This window comes from Streptomyces sp. NPDC027663 (genome assembly GCF_055566415.1).
Genome location: NZ_JBVHSK010000001.1, coordinates 1,035,540 through 1,052,684, shown reverse-complemented (window position 1 = coordinate 1,052,684; position 17,145 = coordinate 1,035,540). Strand labels below are relative to the sequence as shown.

16 protein-coding genes and 1 pseudogene are annotated in these 17,145 nt (G+C 71.2%); 8 read left to right on the top strand and 9 right to left on the bottom strand.

The features are described from left to right. Positions 1 to 47 precede the first annotated feature (47 nt). Together lpdA and sucB are read left to right on the top strand one after the other, a co-directional pair. Positions 48 to 1,436: a dihydrolipoyl dehydrogenase gene (gene lpdA, locus ACZ4SF_RS04740; protein WP_468378176.1), complete on the top strand. Its 1,389-nt coding sequence runs from the start codon at positions 48 to 50 to the stop codon at positions 1,434 to 1,436. 61 nt (positions 1,437 to 1,497) lie between these two features. After that, the gene (gene sucB, locus ACZ4SF_RS04735) at positions 1,498 to 3,288 is read left to right on the top strand and encodes a 2-oxoglutarate dehydrogenase, E2 component, dihydrolipoamide succinyltransferase (protein ID WP_468378174.1); all 1,791 of its coding nucleotides are present in this window, start codon (positions 1,498 to 1,500) and stop codon (positions 3,286 to 3,288) included. 85 nt (positions 3,289 to 3,373) lie between these two features. Here the strand turns inward: sucB and ACZ4SF_RS04730 are convergent, their stop codons facing one another. The 7 genes from ACZ4SF_RS04730 to ACZ4SF_RS04700 form a co-directional block, all read right to left on the bottom strand. Continuing rightward, entirely contained in the window at positions 3,374 to 4,024 is a 651-nt protein-coding gene (locus tag ACZ4SF_RS04730) for a contact-dependent growth inhibition system immunity protein (protein ID WP_468378171.1), read from the bottom strand. Positions 4,025 to 4,040: 16 nt separating this feature from the next. Beyond that, positions 4,041 to 4,388, bottom strand: a complete 348-nt coding sequence (locus tag ACZ4SF_RS04725) for an RNase A-like domain-containing protein (RefSeq protein WP_468378325.1) — start codon at positions 4,386 to 4,388, stop codon at positions 4,041 to 4,043. Further along, on the bottom strand, positions 4,385 to 4,954 hold the full coding sequence (locus ACZ4SF_RS04720) for a hypothetical protein (protein WP_468378169.1): 570 nt from the start codon (positions 4,952 to 4,954) through the stop codon (positions 4,385 to 4,387). Before ACZ4SF_RS04720 ends, ACZ4SF_RS04725 begins: the two co-directional genes overlap by 4 nt. Before the next feature lie 17 nt (positions 4,955 to 4,971). After that, complete coding sequence (locus tag ACZ4SF_RS04715) at positions 4,972 to 5,820, bottom strand: RNase A-like domain-containing protein (RefSeq protein WP_468378167.1); 849 nt, start codon at positions 5,818 to 5,820, stop codon at positions 4,972 to 4,974. Then, positions 5,718 to 6,716, bottom strand: a complete 999-nt coding sequence (locus ACZ4SF_RS04710; RefSeq protein ID WP_468378165.1) for a hypothetical protein — start codon at positions 6,714 to 6,716, stop codon at positions 5,718 to 5,720. The genes ACZ4SF_RS04715 and ACZ4SF_RS04710 overlap by 103 nt, the downstream gene beginning before the upstream one ends. Then, positions 6,716 to 7,030 carry a WXG100 family type VII secretion target gene (locus ACZ4SF_RS04705; RefSeq protein WP_468378323.1) on the bottom strand — a complete coding sequence of 105 codons (315 nt, stop codon included), beginning with the start codon at positions 7,028 to 7,030 and terminating at the stop codon, positions 6,716 to 6,718. Before ACZ4SF_RS04705 ends, ACZ4SF_RS04710 begins: the two co-directional genes overlap by 1 nt. 75 nt (positions 7,031 to 7,105) lie before the next feature. After that, positions 7,106 to 7,495 carry a WXG100 family type VII secretion target gene (locus ACZ4SF_RS04700; protein WP_468378162.1) on the bottom strand — a complete coding sequence of 130 codons (390 nt, stop codon included), beginning with the start codon at positions 7,493 to 7,495 and terminating at the stop codon, positions 7,106 to 7,108. Positions 7,496 to 7,794: 299 nt separating this feature from the next. Here ACZ4SF_RS04700 and ACZ4SF_RS04695 point away from each other — a divergent pair, with 299 nt between their 5' ends. From ACZ4SF_RS04695 to ACZ4SF_RS04680, 4 genes are all read left to right on the top strand, one after another. Beyond that, complete coding sequence (locus ACZ4SF_RS04695) at positions 7,795 to 8,418, top strand: GntR family transcriptional regulator (RefSeq protein WP_468378159.1); 624 nt, start codon at positions 7,795 to 7,797, stop codon at positions 8,416 to 8,418. Between the two features lie 260 nt (positions 8,419 to 8,678). Beyond that, positions 8,679 to 11,381: a pyruvate dehydrogenase (acetyl-transferring), homodimeric type gene (aceE, locus tag ACZ4SF_RS04690; RefSeq protein ID WP_468378156.1), complete on the top strand. Its 2,703-nt coding sequence runs from the start codon at positions 8,679 to 8,681 to the stop codon at positions 11,379 to 11,381. A gap of 160 nt (positions 11,382 to 11,541) precedes the next feature. Then, complete coding sequence (locus tag ACZ4SF_RS04685; protein ID WP_468378154.1) at positions 11,542 to 12,528, top strand: helix-turn-helix transcriptional regulator; 987 nt, start codon at positions 11,542 to 11,544, stop codon at positions 12,526 to 12,528. Between the two features lie 56 nt (positions 12,529 to 12,584). Next, positions 12,585 to 13,103 carry a DUF4240 domain-containing protein gene (locus tag ACZ4SF_RS04680; RefSeq protein ID WP_468378321.1) on the top strand — a complete coding sequence of 173 codons (519 nt, stop codon included), beginning with the start codon at positions 12,585 to 12,587 and terminating at the stop codon, positions 13,101 to 13,103. 172 nt (positions 13,104 to 13,275) lie between these two features. On the opposite strand, the pseudogene ACZ4SF_RS04675 reads toward ACZ4SF_RS04680, so the two are convergent. Continuing rightward, positions 13,276 to 14,175: pseudogene (locus tag ACZ4SF_RS04675) on the bottom strand (peptidoglycan recognition protein family protein); the annotation flags it as partial. 133 nt (positions 14,176 to 14,308) lie between these two features. Here ACZ4SF_RS04675 and ACZ4SF_RS04670 point away from each other — a divergent pair. Continuing rightward, on the top strand, positions 14,309 to 15,493 hold the full coding sequence (locus ACZ4SF_RS04670) for a MarP family serine protease (protein WP_468378152.1): 1,185 nt from the start codon (positions 14,309 to 14,311) through the stop codon (positions 15,491 to 15,493). 33 nt (positions 15,494 to 15,526) lie between these two features. Here the strand turns inward: ACZ4SF_RS04670 and ACZ4SF_RS04665 are convergent, their stop codons facing one another. After that, positions 15,527 to 16,015, bottom strand: coding sequence for a GNAT family N-acetyltransferase (locus ACZ4SF_RS04665; protein WP_468378149.1), 489 nt, complete (start codon positions 16,013 to 16,015; stop codon positions 15,527 to 15,529). A gap of 73 nt (positions 16,016 to 16,088) precedes the next feature. Between ACZ4SF_RS04665 and ACZ4SF_RS04660 the strand changes: the two genes are divergently transcribed. Continuing rightward, positions 16,089 to 16,985, top strand: coding sequence for a TIGR01777 family oxidoreductase (locus ACZ4SF_RS04660; protein ID WP_468378148.1), 897 nt, complete (start codon positions 16,089 to 16,091; stop codon positions 16,983 to 16,985). The last annotated feature ends 160 nt before the right edge of the window (positions 16,986 to 17,145 follow it).

The window sequence follows — 17,145 nt, the reverse complement described above, 5'->3', positions numbered from 1 at the left end:
CGGTCACTGGAGATCGGCGCAAGGCGCACATGCATGGAGGACGTGACGTGGCGAACGACGCCAGCACCGTTTTCGACCTAGTGATCCTCGGCGGTGGTAGCGGTGGTTACGCCGCGGCCCTGCGCGGGGCGCAGCTGGGCCTGGACGTCGCCCTGATCGAGAAGGACAAGGTCGGCGGCACCTGCCTGCACCGGGGTTGCATCCCCACCAAGGCCCTGCTGCACGCGGGCGAGATCGCCGACCAGGCCCGCGAGAGCGAGCAGTTCGGCGTCAAGGCCACCTTCGAGGGCATCGACGTCCCGGCCGTCCACAAGTACAAGGACGACGTGATCTCGGGCCTGTACAAGGGTCTGCAGGGACTCATCGCGTCCCGCAAGGTGACGTACATCGAGGGTTCGGGACGTCTGTCCTCCGCCACCTCCGTGGACGTGAACGGCCAGCGCATCCAGGGCCGCCACATCCTGCTGGCGACCGGCTCCGTGCCGAAGTCGCTGCCCGGCCTGGAGATCGACGGCAACCGCATCATCTCCTCCGACCACGCCCTCGTCCTGGACCGCGTGCCGAAGTCCGCGATCATCCTGGGCGGCGGTGTCATCGGCGTCGAGTTCGCCTCGGCGTGGAAGTCCTTCGGCTCCGACGTCACGGTCATCGAGGGCCTGAAGCACCTCGTCCCGGTCGAGGACGAGAACAGCTCGAAGCTTCTCGAGCGCGCGTTCCGCAAGCGCGGCATCAAGTTCAACCTGGGCACCTTCTTCCAGAAGGCCGAGTACACCCAGGACGGTGTGAAGGTCACCCTGGCGGACGGCAAGGAGTTCGAGGCCGAGGTCCTCCTCGTCGCCGTCGGCCGCGGCCCGGTCTCGCAGGGCCTGGGCTACGAGGAGGCCGGGGTCGCCATGGACCGCGGCTACGTCCTCGTCGACGAGTACATGCGCACCAATGTTCCGACCATCTCCGCCGTCGGTGACCTCGTCCCGACGCTCCAGCTCGCGCACGTCGGCTTCGCCGAGGGCATCCTGGTGGCGGAGCGTCTGGCCGGTCTGAAGACCGTCCCGATCGACTACGACGGTGTCCCGCGGGTGACGTACTGCCACCCGGAGGTCGCCTCCGTCGGTATCACCGAGGCCAAGGCCAAGGAGATCTACGGCGCGGACAAGGTCGTCGCTCTGAAGTACAACCTGGCGGGCAACGGCAAGAGCAAGATCCTCAAGACCGCGGGCGAGATCAAGCTCGTCCAGGTCAAGGACGGTGCCGTGGTCGGCGTCCACATGGTCGGCGACCGCATGGGTGAGCAGGTCGGCGAGGCCCAGCTGATCTACAACTGGGAGGCGCTGCCGGCCGAGGTCGCCCAGCTCATCCACGCCCACCCGACGCAGAACGAGGCGCTCGGCGAGGCCCACCTGGCGCTGGCCGGCAAGCCGCTGCACTCCCACGACTGAGCCTTCGGTCAACGGGCGCGACGACACAGACTTCCGCAATTCGTTAGGAGCAACCGAAACCATGGCGGTTTCCGTAACCCTTCCGGCGCTCGGCGAGAGCGTCACCGAGGGCACTGTCACCCGCTGGCTGAAGGCCGAGGGCGAACGCGTCGAGGCCGACGAGCCGCTGCTCGAGGTCTCGACCGACAAGGTCGACACCGAGATCCCCTCCCCCGCCGCCGGTGTGCTGGCCTCCATCAAGGTCGCCGAGGACGAGACCGTCGAGGTCGGCGCCGAGCTGGCCGTCATCGACGACGGCACCGGTGCCCCCGCGGCCGCCCCGGCCCCGGCCGCCGAGGCCGCTCCGGCTCCGGCCGCAGAGCCGGCTCCCGCCCCCGCCGCCGAGGCCCCGGCCGCCCCGGCTCCGGCCCCCGCCGCCGAAGCCGCTCCGGCCGGTGGCGCCGAGGGCACGGACGTGGTCCTGCCCGCGCTCGGTGAGTCCGTCACCGAGGGCACCGTCACCCGCTGGCTGAAGTCGGTGGGCGACTCCGTCGAGGCCGACGAGCCGCTGCTCGAGGTCTCCACGGACAAGGTCGACACCGAGATCCCGGCGCCCGTCTCCGGCACGCTGCTGGAGATCGTGGTCGGCGAGGACGAGACCGCCGAGGTCGGCGCCAAGCTCGCCGTCATCGGCGCCGCGGGCGCGGCTCCGGCCGCCGCTCCGGCTCCGGCCGCCCCGGCCCCCGCCGCCGCCCCGGCCCCGGCCCCCGCTCCGGCCCCGGCCCCCGCTCCGGCCCCGGCGCCTGCCGCCCCCGCGGCTCCGGCTGCCCCGGCTCCGGCGCCCGTCGCCGCCGCCCCGGCCCCGGCCGCTCCGGCACCCGCCCCGGCTCCGGTCGCCCCGGCCACCGCGCCGACCCACCCGACCGCCACCCAGGCGACCGACGAGGGCGCGTACGTCACCCCGCTGGTGCGCAAGCTCGCCGCCGAGAACGGCGTCGACCTGGCCACCGTCAAGGGCACCGGCGTCGGCGGCCGTATCCGCAAGCAGGACGTCATCGCCGCCGCCGAGGCCGCGAAGGCCGCCGCCGCTGCCCCGGCTCCGGCCGCGGCCGCCGCTCCGGCCAGGAAGGCCCCGGCGCTGGAGGTCTCCCCGCTGCGCGGGCAGACCGTCAAGATGCCCCGCATCCGCAAGGTCATCGGCGACAACATGGTCAAGGCGCTGCACGAGCAGGCCCAGCTGTCGTCGGTCGTCGAGGTCGACGTCACCCGCCTGATGCGGCTGCGCGCGCAGGCCAAGGACTCCTTCGCCGCGCGCGAGGGCGTCAAGCTCTCCCCGATGCCGTTCTTCGTGAAGGCGGCGGCCCAGGCGCTGAAGGCCCACCCGGTCATCAACGCCAAGATCAACGAGGCCGAGGGCACGATCACCTACTTCGACTCCGAGAACGTCGGAATCGCGGTGGACTCCGAGAAGGGCCTGATGACCCCGGTCATCAAGCACGCCGGCGACCTCAACATCGCGGGCATCGCCAAGGCCACGGCGGAGCTGGCCGGCAAGGTCCGCGCCAACAAGATCACCCCGGACGAGCTGTCCGGCGCGACCTTCACCATCTCCAACACCGGTTCGCGCGGCGCGCTGTTCGACACGATCATCGTGCCGCCGGGCCAGGTCGCGATCCTCGGCATCGGTGCCACGGTCAAGCGTCCGGCCGTCATCGAGACCGAGGAGGGCACGGTCATCGGCGTCCGCGACATGACCTACCTGACCCTCTCCTACGACCACCGCCTGGTGGACGGCGCCGACGCGGCCCGTTACCTGACGGCGGTCAAGGCGATCCTGGAGGCGGGCGAGTTCGAGGTCGAGCTCGGGCTGTAAGGCTCGCAGGGCCCCCAGCGCCACGACGGAGCCCCCGTCCGGAGATCGACTCCGGACGGGGGCTCCGTCGTACCGGCGAGGCGCGTCAGCCGAGACGTGCCGCCACGAGCGCGAGCCAGCCGCTCATGCCGTAGGGGCCCGGCGGCTCCACCTCGAGGCCCAGCTCGGCGGCGCCGACGGCGTCCTCGCCCTCGTCGAGCCCGAGAGCCAGCAGTTCCCGGATCTCCCCCAGCAGCCGCGCGACGAGCTGCCGGTCGGTCGTACCGGCGTAGTCGTCCACCGCCGCGTCGTGACCGTCGAACTCGTCGGGCATGTCCTGCGAGAACCAACCGCCGAGGAACTGCCCGAGCTCGGGGAACCTCGCATGCCACTCCCAGTGCGTGTCCGGCTTCGCCGGCGCCGGGACCAGCCCCTCCTCGACACTTCGCCGGATGTGGTCGGCGACCAGCGTGAGCCAGTCCAGGATCTCCGCGTCGTCCAGACCCACGTCCGGAAGGGCGTAGAACTCACCGAGCTGCACCCTCAGCCGCCCCGGCGGGGTACGCGCGTACTCCCGGAGCTGGCTCTCGGCGGCGGCGAGCGCCCAGGGACGGGTGTGCCAGGTGTGCCGCAGATACGCGGTGAGGGCCGCACTGGGCCTCTCCTCGGTGTCGTCGGCCTGCTGACCGGCATAGGCGCGCAGAACCTGGTCCAGTTCGCCGTAGCGGCGGTCGTGTTCAAGGGGGGTCAGCGCCACGGTCGGACCACTGCCTTCACAGGTAGACGGGGAAACTGGCGTGCACGGCGAACCCGTGCGCGGCGGACGGCTCGCGGCGCAGTACGACCCGGGCGGCCCGCACGTCGACGGCACCGCGCCCGGCCAGCATCATGGCCTGCAGCAGCACCCTGCCGACGGGCTCTTCCCGGGACGGCCAGGCCGCCTCGATCGTCAGCCGCCGCCGGGTGGACTGCGCCAGCCAGCGGTGGACGACCTGTTCGTTGCGGTTGACCATGTGCTGGGTCGCCCACCGGGCGGTCTCCCGGTCGGGGTAGGTGGCGGTGCGGGTGCGCACGGGGCTCCTTTCGAGGTGATGGGCTTCGAATCGAGTTGGCCGGGTCACCACGCGTGGAAGGACCAGACCATACCTACCTCTGTCCCGGACACGAGGAACAAACCCAGATCCCAGCCGTGCCGGGAAATGGTGGTGCAGCTAGAAATTCGCTCGTAGTAGTCGAGATGTGCACTGTCCCGTCCGGTGTTGGCGTAGAAGCGAGAACCTTCAGGAAAGCGCGAGAGGATGATGTCGGCCTTCCTCTCCAGTTCACCCCTCCTCTCTTCGAATTCTGGGGTTTCTTCGACATTGAGCCACAGCGCGGAAAGGGCTACGAGGAGCTTTTTCGCGGAAGAGCGTGGGATCTCGTACACACGGGCCTTGAGGGCACCTGCCTTCTCAGGGTCGGCAGGCAGTTCGACAAAGGGGTAGAACGGGTCGTCCAGCCTTTCGAACTCGTCCGCGAGCGGGTCGTTCACCTGCCAGCCTCGCGCGTCCGGCGTGTCACCGCGCATCAGGGTGTACACATCCTGCGCCCAGTCCTCGTGATCCCTGCGCGTCACTTTCGCGATGGTGTACCTGCGCGCGTACATCCCGATCGCCTCGGACCACGACCGCTCGTCGACATCGGCCATCATCGTCTCCTTACTCATCACTTGGGCATGGACGTGTAAACGACGAAGGGCGGGTCCAAGTTTGGCTCGTACTTGAGCACCGTGAGGACACCGTGAGCGTCCTTCGGCGGCGTCGGATGACCGTTCACCACTTGCGCCGTACGCCCGGTCACGACCGGAAGGGCGTGATTCCCGGTGTCGACCGTTCCCACCGAGAAGTCCTCCGTATCACCCGGACTCGGAGGGCCTTTGAGCCACTTGTCGATCTCTCCCGAATTACTTCGAATGTTGTACTGTGTGTAGCTCTGGGCCGACTCCAGATCGGTGAAGGACGACGCAGCAGGGATCTGCGGCACAGCAGCTCCAGTGGCTTGGTCCCGCAACCGCTGTATCAGCTGCATGTCCGTCAGGCCGACGTGCTTGTCGATGCTGTGTGCGCCGTACAGCTCCTCCTCGGTCGCGAGGTCAAGGCTGTACTTGTACGGGACCGGACTCTCCGGCCGCTGCCAGCTGTGCTCCTTCTTGAAGTCGTTCAGGGAGCGCGCTCCGTACCCCTCCGCACGCGCCTCCTCCGCCGCGAACGTCGGCACGCTGAGCAGGGCCTCGTCCAGCTCGGGCTCCAGTTCGTTCAGCTTGCCGGCGGCATCGCTGAAGGCCTGGTGGTACTTCTCGACCGCCGCGTTCGCTGCCGCCTTGTCCATGTGCGACCGGAACGTCATCACGATCTCGCCGAACGCCATGGTCGCCGCGAGCCGCGTCATCTCGAACGGGTCGAGGCCCGTGGTCAAGTCCCTGACCGTGGCCTTCGCCGCCTCCTTACCGAGCCGGGTGGTGGTCTCCCTGGTGGTGACCGCCACGCCGGCCAGCTCGTCCAGCTCCTTCTGCACGGCGGTCGCCGTCTCCTGGAGGATGTCGATGACGGGACGCCGCTTCGCGGGCACCACCTTGCGGTCCGTGTTCCAGCTACGGCCGATGAGACCCGCTGCATCTGCTTGTCGTAGGTCCGGCCCCATTCGGTGGTGCCCCAGATGGTCTGGCAGAAGGCCTTCATGGCGCCCTGCCACTCGTCGTTGCCTTTGTTGTTGCTGATGAACTTGATGGCGCCGTTGAAGTCGTCGGACGCACCCTTGGCCGCCTTCTGGGCCGCGCCCCAGGCGGTGGCCATGTCCTTGAACTCCTCGTCGCGGCACCCCGGTGTGATTTCGTGCATCTTGCCGAGCCTCAGGCCGTGCTCGATGGCCGGCCGGATCACATCGGCGAGGAAGTCCGGGATCTCGCCGAGGATGCCGGCGATCTCCGAGGAGTCCGCGTCCTCGCCGGTACCGGACCACTTGATGTCGTTGACCGGGCCGTACCTGGGCGGCTTCTCGATGACGGCGGGCGGCGTCTTCGCCACGGGCGGCGGGCCGTACATCCTGCGCGCCTGCCAGTCGGCCTGGACGTACTTGTTCGCCGTGTCCGTCAGGCCGACGGCGACACCGCCGACGCTGACCAGGCTCCTGGCCCAGAGCTGGAGGAACTTCTCGGCCACGCTCTTGTACGCGGCGGCGAAGGCGTCCGCGCCCCAGTCTGCGCCCGCAGACTGGCTGTACTTGTTCAGCACTTCGGTCAGCGCCGTGGCGCCCTTGTCGTAGTCGAACTGCCCGTCGCGCACCACGAGGGCGGTGTAATACAGATGTGGCGGCTGTACATCAAATCCACCGCCGCTCGACTTGGGTGAGCGGGTCCGGGCCTCGGCCCGCTCCTTGCTGCGCTGCTCGTCGGTGGGCCGCTTCTCCGCCATCAGGCGCCGCCCCATCCGCGCAGTACCGCGCGGTGCGCGGCCGCGTACCCGTGATGACCACTGGTCACGACCTCGTGCAGCCACTTCTGAGCCGCCTGCAGGTCCCTCGCCGAGCTGTCCCACTTGTCGAGTTCCTCGAGGAACACGTCGCGGGCCTCACCCTGCCAGGAGGCGACGACGGGAACCAGGCGCCTGTACAGATCGTCCAATCGCCCGTTGAGCCGCTCAACGATGTCGTCGAGCTCTGCGGTGAGATGCTCCAGCGTGCCGAACGAGACCGCTATGTAGTCGTCTCCGGCGTTGTCGCCCTGCATACTCGCCCCCGTTCCGGACGGGCGCACCTCCGCGCCGCCGTCCTGGATCACTTCGTCCTCTGTCAGCGGTCGGTGTCACAGTTGCTCGAGGCTGCTGCGCGGACGCGCCGGCGGCGCCTCGGCAGGGGTGGACAGCTGGTCCGCCTCGGCCTGCACGTCCACCTTGACGGCACGCATGCGCGCCAGGACATCGAGTTCCGTCGCGGTGAACCCGTCCCGGCTCAGCCGTACGGCCTCTTCGAGCCTCCTCAGGACCTCGCAGATCCCGACGGCGTCCGCGGCGACCGAGCGGTGGAGCTTGCGGTACTCAGCCGCTGCGGGCCCCTGCCAGCCCTGCTCGATCTCGTCGACGAGCCCGTCCATGCGGGTGACCTGCCGGGTCAGATGATCCTGCATCGACTGGAGGTCGTCGGCCAGCTTGGTCAGATCCTCTTCCTCGGCAGCCAGATCCTTTTTCCGGCTCACCAGGCCCCCCGTTCCCCTCGGTCTCGATCGCGTGCTGACGCCTGCGGGCGCCCAACCTATTCGAAGGCGAATTCGACGGGGAGCGATTTCGGACCGGCGACGAAGGGCGGCCGCGCGGCGAAGGACGTGACATGCGGCAAACCGCCACACTCCCCGACGACAGCCACGCACCGGCTCCCGCATGCGCCGCACGCCCCGTGTGCGCCTCGTCTCACCTGCACCAAAGCACCCCCACGCGCCCTACCCGCGGAGCGAACCCGCCGTATTGTCTAAACGTCAGCCCTCCCGAAGGAGCCCTCATGACCGCGCCCGTCGTCCACTCGCTGCGCGAACAGATCCGCGAGCACATCGTGGAGGGAATCGTCAGCGGGCGCTGGCAGCCGGGTGAGCGGATCGTGGAGCGGCGGATCGCCACCGAGCTGGAGGTCAGCCAGACGCCGGTCCGGGAGGCGCTGCGCGAGCTGGAGTCGCTGCGACTGATCGAGTCCGCGCCGAACAAGGGCGTGCGGGTGCGGAACCTGAGCGCGGCCGACCTGGAGGAGAGCTATCCGGTCCGGGCCGGCCTGGAGGCCATCGCGGCCGAGCTGGCGGCGGACCGCCTCGCGGAGGACTGCTCGGCCCTGGAGCCGCACGTGCTGGCGCTGTACGAGGCCGACCGCATGGCCGACGGCACGGCCCAGGTGCGCCACACGGTCGGTTTCCACCGGGAGCTGGTCCGCGCGGCCCGCAATTCGGTGCTGCTGCACACCTGGGAGGGCCTCGGCATCGAGGTCTTCACCGCGCTGTCGATCCGCTGGCTGGGCACGGTCCAGCAGTCGTACGCGGAGGAGCACGAGGAGCTGGTGCAGGCCTTCAAGCGCCGGGATCCGCGGATCGCGGAGCTGGTCAAGGCGCACGTCCTGGGCTGTGCCCCGCGCGCTTGATTCAGTCGAGCATCCCCGCGCTCACCTGCGAAAACCCTGATCGGCAGCGGCACCCGGTGCCCGCTTGCAAGGCACCGGGTGCCGACTTTCTCCAAATCAAGAGGTTTTCGCCCTCAACCCTTTGATCGATCATCGATCAGGGAGTTACAGTCGCCGACGGACCTCCACCGAGGTCCGCTGCCCTGTCCTGCCAAAGACACAAGGGCACCCCCGAACCCTTACCGATGAGGGAACCCCCTTCGACTGAGGAAGGCGGCGACATGACCGACCCCCACGCCATCCAGCCGAGCGCGCTCGACCAGCTCCCGGACCGCGACCCGGAGGAGACCGCCGAATGGCAGGCCTCCCTGGACGCCGTGGCCAGGGAGGCCGGGCCGCACCGCGCCGCATACCTGATGCGCCGCACGCTGGAGCGCGCCGAGGCGGGCGGCATCGCGCTGCCGAAGCTCCTCGAGACGGACTACGTCAACACCATCCCCACCTCCGCCGAGCCGGGCCTGCCCGGCGACCCGGAGATGGAAGCCCGGATCACCGCGTGGAACCGCTGGAACGCGGCCGCCATGGTGACCCGCGGCTCGAAGTACGGCGTCGGCGGCCACATCGCCACGTTCGCCTCCGCGGCCTGGCTGTACGAGACCGGCTTCAACCACTTCTTCAAGGGCAAGGAGGGCGACGGTTCCGGCGACCAGCTGTACATCCAGGGCCACGCCTCCCCCGGCATCTACGCCCGCGCCTTCCTCGACGGCCGCCTGAACGAGGCGCACCTGGACAACTTCCGCCAGGAGGCCGGCGGTAACGGCCTGCCCTCGTACCCGCACCCGCGCCGCCTGCCCTGGCTGTGGGAGTTCCCGACCGTCTCCATGGGCCTCGGCCCGCTGTCGGCGATCTACCAGGCGCGCTTCAACCGCTACCTCACCAACCGCGGCATCAAGGACGTCTCCGCGTCGCACGTGTGGGCGTTCCTCGGCGACGGCGAGATGGACGAGCCGGAGTCGACGGCGGCCCTCGCGCTCGCCGCTCGTGAGGAGCTGGACAACCTCACCTTCGTCATCAACTGCAACCTGCAGCGCCTCGACGGTCCGGTCCGCGCCAACTTCAAGATCGTGCAGGAGCTGGAGGCCCAGTTCCGCGGCGCCGGCTGGAACGTCATCAAGACGCTGTGGGGCTCCGCCTGGGACGAGCTGTTCGCCCTCGACACCACGGGCGCGCTCGTACGCCGCCTGCGCGAGGTACCGGACGCGCAGATCCAGACGTACCAGACCCGCGGCGCCGCCTACATCCGCGAGGACTTCTTCGGCAAGGACCCGGCGCTCGCCGAGCTGGCGAAGCTGCTGAGCGACGACAAGATCCTCGAGTGCTTCCACCTCTCGCGCGGTGGCCACGAGGCCCGCAAGGTCTATGCCGCCTACAAGGCCGCCGTCGAGCACAAGGGCGCGCCGACCGTCATCCTGGCCCAGACGGTCAAGGGCCACACCCTCGGCGAGGGCTTCGCGTCGAAGAACGCCAACCACCAGATGAAGAAGCTGACGGTGGACGAGTTCAAGACGATGCGCGACCTGCTCGGCCTGCCGATCAAGGACAGCGACTTCGTCGACGGCGTGGTGCCCTACGGTCACCCGGGCGCCGACTCCCCCGAGGTCCGCTACCTGCAGGAGCGCCGCGCGGCCCTCGGCGGCCCCGCCCCGGCCCGCCGCACGCACGCCGTGGCCCCGCTGCCGGCCCCCGCCGAGAAGGCGTTCGCCTCCTTCGACAAGGGCTCCGGCTCCCAGAACGTGGCCACCACCATGGCCTTCGTCCGCCTGGTCAAGGACCTGGTCCGCGACAAGGAGACCGGCAAGCGCTGGGTGCCGATCGTCCCAGACGAGGCGCGCACCTTCGGCATGGAGTCGCTGTTCCCGTCGCTCGGGATCTACTCCCCCAAGGGCCAGACGTACGAGCCGGTCGACCGCGACCAGCTGATGTACTACAAGGAGGCCAAGAACGGCCAGATCCTCAACGAGGGGATCACCGAGGCCGGGTCGATGGCCGACTTCATCGCCGCGTCCAGCGCGTACGCGACGCACGGCGAGGCGATGATCCCGTTCTACATCTTCTACTCGATGTTCGGCTGGCAGCGCACCGCCGACCAGATGTGGCAGCTCGGCGACCAGCTCGGCCGCGGCTTCCTCGTCGGCGCCACGGCCGGCCGTACGACCCTGACGGGCGAGGGCCTGCAGCACGCCGACGGCCACTCCCCGGTCATCGCCGCGACCAACCCGGCCGCCCTGACGTACGACCCGGCGTTCGCCTACGAGGTCGCGGTGATCGTCCGTGAGGGTCTGCGCCGGATGTACGGCGAGGCCAAGCCGGGCGAGGACCAGGACGTCTTCTACTACCTGACGGTCTACAACGAGCCGCTGCCGCAGCCGGCCAAGCCGCAGGGCCTCGGCATCGACGAGGGCATCGTCAAGGGCCTGTACCGCTTCAACACGGCGGAGTCCGCGGGCGTGACCGTGGCCGCCGACGCACCGCGCATCCAGCTGCTCGGCTCGGGTACGGCGATCCACTGGGCCCTGGAGGCACAGCGGCTGCTGGCCGAGGAGTGGGGTGTGGCCGCCGACGTCTGGTCGGCGACCTCCTGGACGGAGCTGCGGCGCGACGCGCTCGATGCCGACGCGGCCCTGCTGCGCGGCGAGGAGCGGGTGCCGTACGTGCGCCAGGCCCTGCAGGGCGCCGAGGGCCCGGTCCTCGCGGTCTCCGACTACATGCGCCAGGTCCCGGACCAGATCGCGCAGTGGGTCGAGCAGGACTGGTCCTCGCTGGGCGCCGACGGCTTCGGTCTGTCCGACACCCGTGAGGCCGCCCGCCGCCACTTCGGCGTCGACGCCCCGTCGATCGTCGTCGCGGCCCTGGCCCAGCTCGCCAAGCGCGGCGAGGTGAAGGCCACGGCGGTCAAGGAGGCCCGGGAGAAGTACGGGCTGTAGTCACACCCGCGTCCTGGGAAAGAAGCAGTCACACCCGGGTCCTGGGAAGGAAAGGGGTACGGCCACTGCCGTACCCCTTTCCTGTCGGTGGCGCCCGGCATCTGTCCTGTCGGTGGCGCCCGGCATCTGTCCTGTCGGTGGCGCCCGGCATCATGAACGCATGCGTGCGGCTCGGCTCATCAAGATGGTTCTCCTCCTGCAGTCCCGGCCCGCCATGACCGCCGCCGAGCTGGCGCGGGAACTGGAGGTGTCGGAGCGGACCGTGACCCGGGACGCCCAGGCGCTCTCGGAGGCGGGTGTGCCGGTGTATGCCGACCGGGGGCGGGCCGGGGGTTATCGGCTGGTCGGCGGGTACCGCACGCGGCTCACCGGGCTGGCCAGGAGCGAGGCCGAGGCGTTGTTCCTGAGCGGGGTGCCGGGGGCGCTCAGGCAGATGGGGCTGCAGGACGCGGCGTCGGCGGCCCGGCTGAAGGTGTCGGCGGCGTTGCTGCCCTCGCTGCGGGACGCCCCGGACAGCGCGGCACAGCGGTTCCATCTGGACGCTCCCGCGTGGTTCCGGGAGCCGGAGACGCCCGCGCTGCTGCCGGCGATCGCCGAGGCGGTCTGGGACGACCGGCGGATCGGCGCGGCCTACCGGCGCGGGGACCGCACGGTCGAGCGGCGGCTGGAGCCGTACGGGCTCGTGCTGAAGGCAGGGGTCTGGTACCTGTGCGCACGGGTGGCCGCAAGCGGCACCTTCCGGACGTACCGGATCGACCGGTTCGACACCGTCGATGTCCTGGACGAGCGGTTCGACCGCGACCCCGAGTTCGGCCTGCCCGCCCACTGGGCCGGCCAGGCCGAGCGGTTCGCCCGGTCGATCCTGCGCGCCGAGGTGGTCGTACGGCTGTCCCCGCAGGGCGTGCGCAGGCTGCCGCACACCGTGGATCCGCTGGCCGCGCGGGAGGCACTGGCGGATCCGGGCCCGCCCGACGCCGGCGGCTGGGTGACGGTGACGCTGCCCGTGGAGTCGGAGGAGGTCGCGCACACCCAGCTGACGGCGCTCGGGCCGGAGGCCGAGGTGCTGGCGCCACAGGGCCTGCGGGAGCGGTTCGCGGCGGATGCGGCCCGGATCGCCGGGCTCTACCGGCGGCCGGACGCCGGGTAACGATCCGCGGCACTCCGCGTGCGGCTCACCGGCCGAGGCCCGATGCTGGTGCCGTGATGGACGAGACGGAGTTCTGGGAGCTGATCGACGCCACCCGCGAGGCCGCCGAGGGTGACCCCGAGGAACAGGCCGACCTGCTCGTGGAGCGGCTGCTCCAGCTGGACCCCGAGCTGGTCCTGGACTTCGCCCGTCACTTCGAGGCCCGCTACAACCGGGCCTACCGCTGGGATCTGTGGGGCGCCGCCTGGGTGCTGCTGGACGGGTGCAGCGACGACGCGTTCGACTTCTTCCGGTGCTGGCTGATCGGCCAGGGCCGGGAGGTGTTCGAGGGCGCCGTGCACGATCCGGACGCGCTGGCCGAACTGCTGGGCGACTTCGACGAGGACATCGACGGTGACGGCGAGGAGCTGGGGTACGCGGCGGACGAGGCGTACGAGCAGCTGACCGGCAACGTCGCGCCCGACCTCGGCATCGCGCCCGCGCCCGCGGAGCCGGAGGGCACGCCTTTGGATCTGGAGAGCGAGCAGGAGCTGGCGCAGCGCTATCCCCGCCTGTGGGAGCGGTTCAAGGCGTGACGCCGGGGCTGAACGGCGGTGCGCCCGCGGCTGCTGCCGGCCGGCGGCCCGCTGCCGGCGTCCGGCCCGCTGGCGTCCGGCCCGCTGGTGGCGTCCGGGGCGCTGCCGGCGCGACCGGCGTAGCGGTCGGGGTCCCTGGAGCCGTCGGTGTCCCCGGCATGGCGGCCGGCTGCCGGCCCTGCAGCTGGGCGGCCCGCTCGCGGATCTCGGGGAGGCGGGCGGTGAGGGCGGCGCCGGGGCAGTCGGTCCTGAAGCCCTCGTTGTGGCCGGCGATGACGGGCAGCGTGGCAGTGGCGCCCGTCCTGTAGCGGCTGAGGCCGCTGGTGGAGACGAGCCGGGCGCGGCCGCGCGGATCGACGCCGGCGAGGCCGAGTTTCCAGGCGGTCAGGGCGGCGATCGCGTCGGTCATGGCCCGGGGCACGGGGACGCCGGCGGTGAAGGTGCCGAGGGCGGCGATGCCGGCGGTGCGGTGGTTGAAGCCCTGGGCGTGGGCGCCGGTGACGGCCCGGTCGACGCCGCCGGCGCGGCCCTCGTAGATGGTGCCGCAGCGGTCGACGAGGAAGTTGTAGCCGATGTCGTCCCAGCTGCGGGCGCCGGTCTGGCCGGCGTACAGGTGGCGGATGGTGCGCGGCGCTTCGGCGCACGGGTAGCCGTTGGGCGAGTCGGTGTGGTGGAGGAAGACGGCGACGACCTCGTCGTCGTAGCGCGGCGGCGGCTGGCTGCGCGCGGTGCTGCGGTCCAGCCAGGCGGATCGCGGCACGATGGGTGGCCGGGCGGCGCGGTGGGTGGCCACGGTCGGGGCCGCGGCGGCGCGGTCGGACCGGTGCGCGACGGCGTTCTCGACCCCGCGGGCGCACAGGGCCAGCGCGAGTGCGGCGAGCGTCCCGGGCAGGCAGCCGAGCACCACGAGGAAGCGGCGGGCTGTCCGTCGGGCACGCCGTTTCGGGTGGCGGGGTGTCCGTCGGGCACGCCGTTTCCCGGCTCTGGAGGTGCTGGGGACCAGACGCATGGTCCCACTGTCGGGGCGCGGCCGCGTGCCCGCGATGTGAGCTGTGCCGGGTGGTGGAACCATCGTCCTGGTCCGGGACGTTTCCGGGGGGTACAGACGTACGTGACGGGTTGCGCTGCCGGGGGCGGTCACGTGCGCGTGGTGATCGGCGGGGGCGTCCCGTCCGTACACAGGGGTCCGAGAGAAAGGCGGCTCCGTGGACCTGCTCGACCTGGTGCTTGTTCTGGTGATCGTCGTCTACGCGGTGTCCGGTTACCGCCGCGGGCTGGTGGCCGGATGCGTCTCCCTGGCCGGGTTCGTGGGCGGCGCCGTGGTCGGCGTGTGGCTGCTGCCGTGGGTGACGGGCCAGGTCGAACGGGGTACGGCGGCGGCGACGGTGCTCGCGGTGCTGACGGTGCTGATCCCGGCGGCGGTGGGGCACGAGCTGGCGGGCCGGCTGGCGCTGCGGTTGCGCGGGGAGCTGGACCGGGGTCCGCTGCGGGTGGCGGACGGGATGGGCGGCGCGGCGGCGAACTCGGTCGCGGTGCTGATCGTGGCCTGGGTGGCGGCCAGTGTGCTGGGCGCGTCCCCCTCGCAGATGCTGACGACCGAGATCCGGAACTCTGCGTTGCTGGGCGCGGTGCAGGAGGCGATGCCGCAGACCACGCCCGCGTGGTTCTCGAGGGCGACGTCGGCGCTGACCGAGGCGGGTTTCCCGCAGGTGTTCAACCCGTTCGAGAACGAGTCGACGGCCCAGGTGGCCCGGCCCTCCGGCGACAGCGTGACGCCCGCGGCGACCGATGCCGCGAGGACGAGCACGGTGAAGATCGAAGGCACCTCGGGTGACGAGGGCCGGGAGGGCAGCGGGTTCGTCTACGCGCCGCGGCATGTGATGACCAATGCGCACGTGGTGGCGGGCATCGACCGTCCGAGCGTGCGGACAGGCGGGGTCGGGCGGTCCTACGAGGCCCGGGTGGTGCTCTTCGACCCCGACCGGGACGTGGCGGTGCTGTACGTGCCGCAGCTGCGCGCCCCGGCACTGCGCTTCGACTCCGATGCCGCGCGCGGGGACTCGGCGGTGGTCGCGGGCTATCCGCAGGACGGATCCCTGGACCTGCAGGCGGCGACGGTCGGGAACCGGGTGCGGGCAACCGGCCAGAACATCTACAACGACCGCACGGTCACCCGGGAGGTCTACTCGATCCGGTCCACGGTCCGCCCGGGCAACTCCGGTGGACCGCTGCTGACCACGGACGGCCGGGTGTTCGGGATGGTCTTCGCCCGCTCCACCTCGGACGCCGAGACGGGATACGCGCTGACGGCGGCCGAGGTGGCGGGCGACGCCCGGCGCGGGGCCACGGCGACGAAGCCGGTGGACACGGGCGAGCTGGTCGACGCGTAGGGCCTGGACGAGGCAGGTAGTCGCCGCGCTCGCCTACAGGCTGCGGCCCATGCACACGTCGTCGACGTACCGGCCCTCGAGGTGGAACTCGCCCGGCAGCACGCCCTCGACGGCGAAGCCCTCGGAGTCGTACAGCCTGCGGGCCGGGGCGTTGTGCCCGAGCACGCGCAGGGTGAGGCGCCGCGCGCCGCGGCTGCGCGCCTCGGTGACGGCGGCCCGGATCAGCGCGCGCCCGACGCCGCGCCCGCGTGCCTCCTCGGCGACGGCGAACCCCTGGATCGCCAGGACGTGCGCGTTGGAGGCGAGCGGGGTCGGGCGGGTGAGCCGGACGTAGCCGAGCACGCGCCCGTCCGTCTCGGCGACGAGGAACTCGTCCACCGGGTGCCGCTCGCCGAAGAACGGCTCGTACGGCGGCGTCGGTCGCGGGGTCACCGCGTGCAGGGTGGACCAGGCGGCCCGGTCGAGGACGGCGAGTTCTTCGGCGTCGTCGGCCCGGGCGGGGCGTATGTACGGCTGCGGCATGGCGATCACCCTACGGTGGGCCGTCGGGGCGTCCCACCGGGTTTCCGACCGGTCGAACGGTCATGCTGGGGGCATGGAACGTTCACGCATCGCGGTGGCTGGTGCCTCGGGTCTCATCGGCAGCGCTCTGGTGCGGTCCCTGGCCGCGGACGGGCACGAGGTCGTACGGCTGGTGCGGCGTGCGGCCAGGGGAGCGGACGAGGTCTGCTGGGATCCCGGGCGGCAGTACGTCGACGCGGCCGGGCTGTCGGGCTGTGACGTGGTGGTCGACCTGGCCGGAGCCGGGGTGGGTGACCGGCGCTGGACCCCGGAGTACAAACGGCTGATCCGGGACAGCCGGGTGCTGGGCACGGCCGCGCTCGCCGAGGCGGCGGCCGCGCTGCCCGAGCCGCCGCGGGTGTTCGTGAGCGGCAGTGCGATCGGCTTCTACGGCGAGACCGGTGACCGGGTGGTGGACGAGGACGCGCCGCCCGGCGACGGTTTCCTGCCCAGGCTGTGCGTGGAGTGGGAGGAGGCTGCGGCGCCCGTGGTGGAGGCGGGGGTGCGGACGGTGTTCCTGCGCACGGGGCTCGTGGTGGCCCGGGGCGGCGGTGCCTGGGGGCGGCTGTTCCCGCTGTTCCGGGCGGGGCTCGGGGGGCGGCTGGGCGACGGGCGGCAGTACTGGTCGTACATCGCGCTGCACGACGAGGTGGCCGCGATCCGGCATCTCATCGACGGTGAGACGCTGTCGGGGCCGTTCAACCTGACGGCGCCGGAGCCGCTGACGAACCGTGAGATCACGGAGGCGATGGGGCGGGTGCTGAACCGGCCGACGGTGTTCGCGGTGCCCGCTCCGGTGCTGCGCACGGTGCTCGGGGAGATGGCCGGGGATGTGCTGGGCAGCCAGCGGGTGGTGCCGAAGCGGTTGCTGGATTCGGGGTTCCGGTTCGCGTTCGCGGGCATCGATGAGGCGATCCGCGCGGCGGAGTGAGCACGCTGAGCACGGCGGAGCGAGCATGCGTGAGCACGGCAGAGCGAAGCGCGTGAGCACGGCAGAGCGAGCGCGGCGTGAGTCGACTGACAACAGCGGCGAACGAAAGTGACCGTATGCGACCTCCATGCGACCGTGCCCTGTCGATGCGCGACTGCTC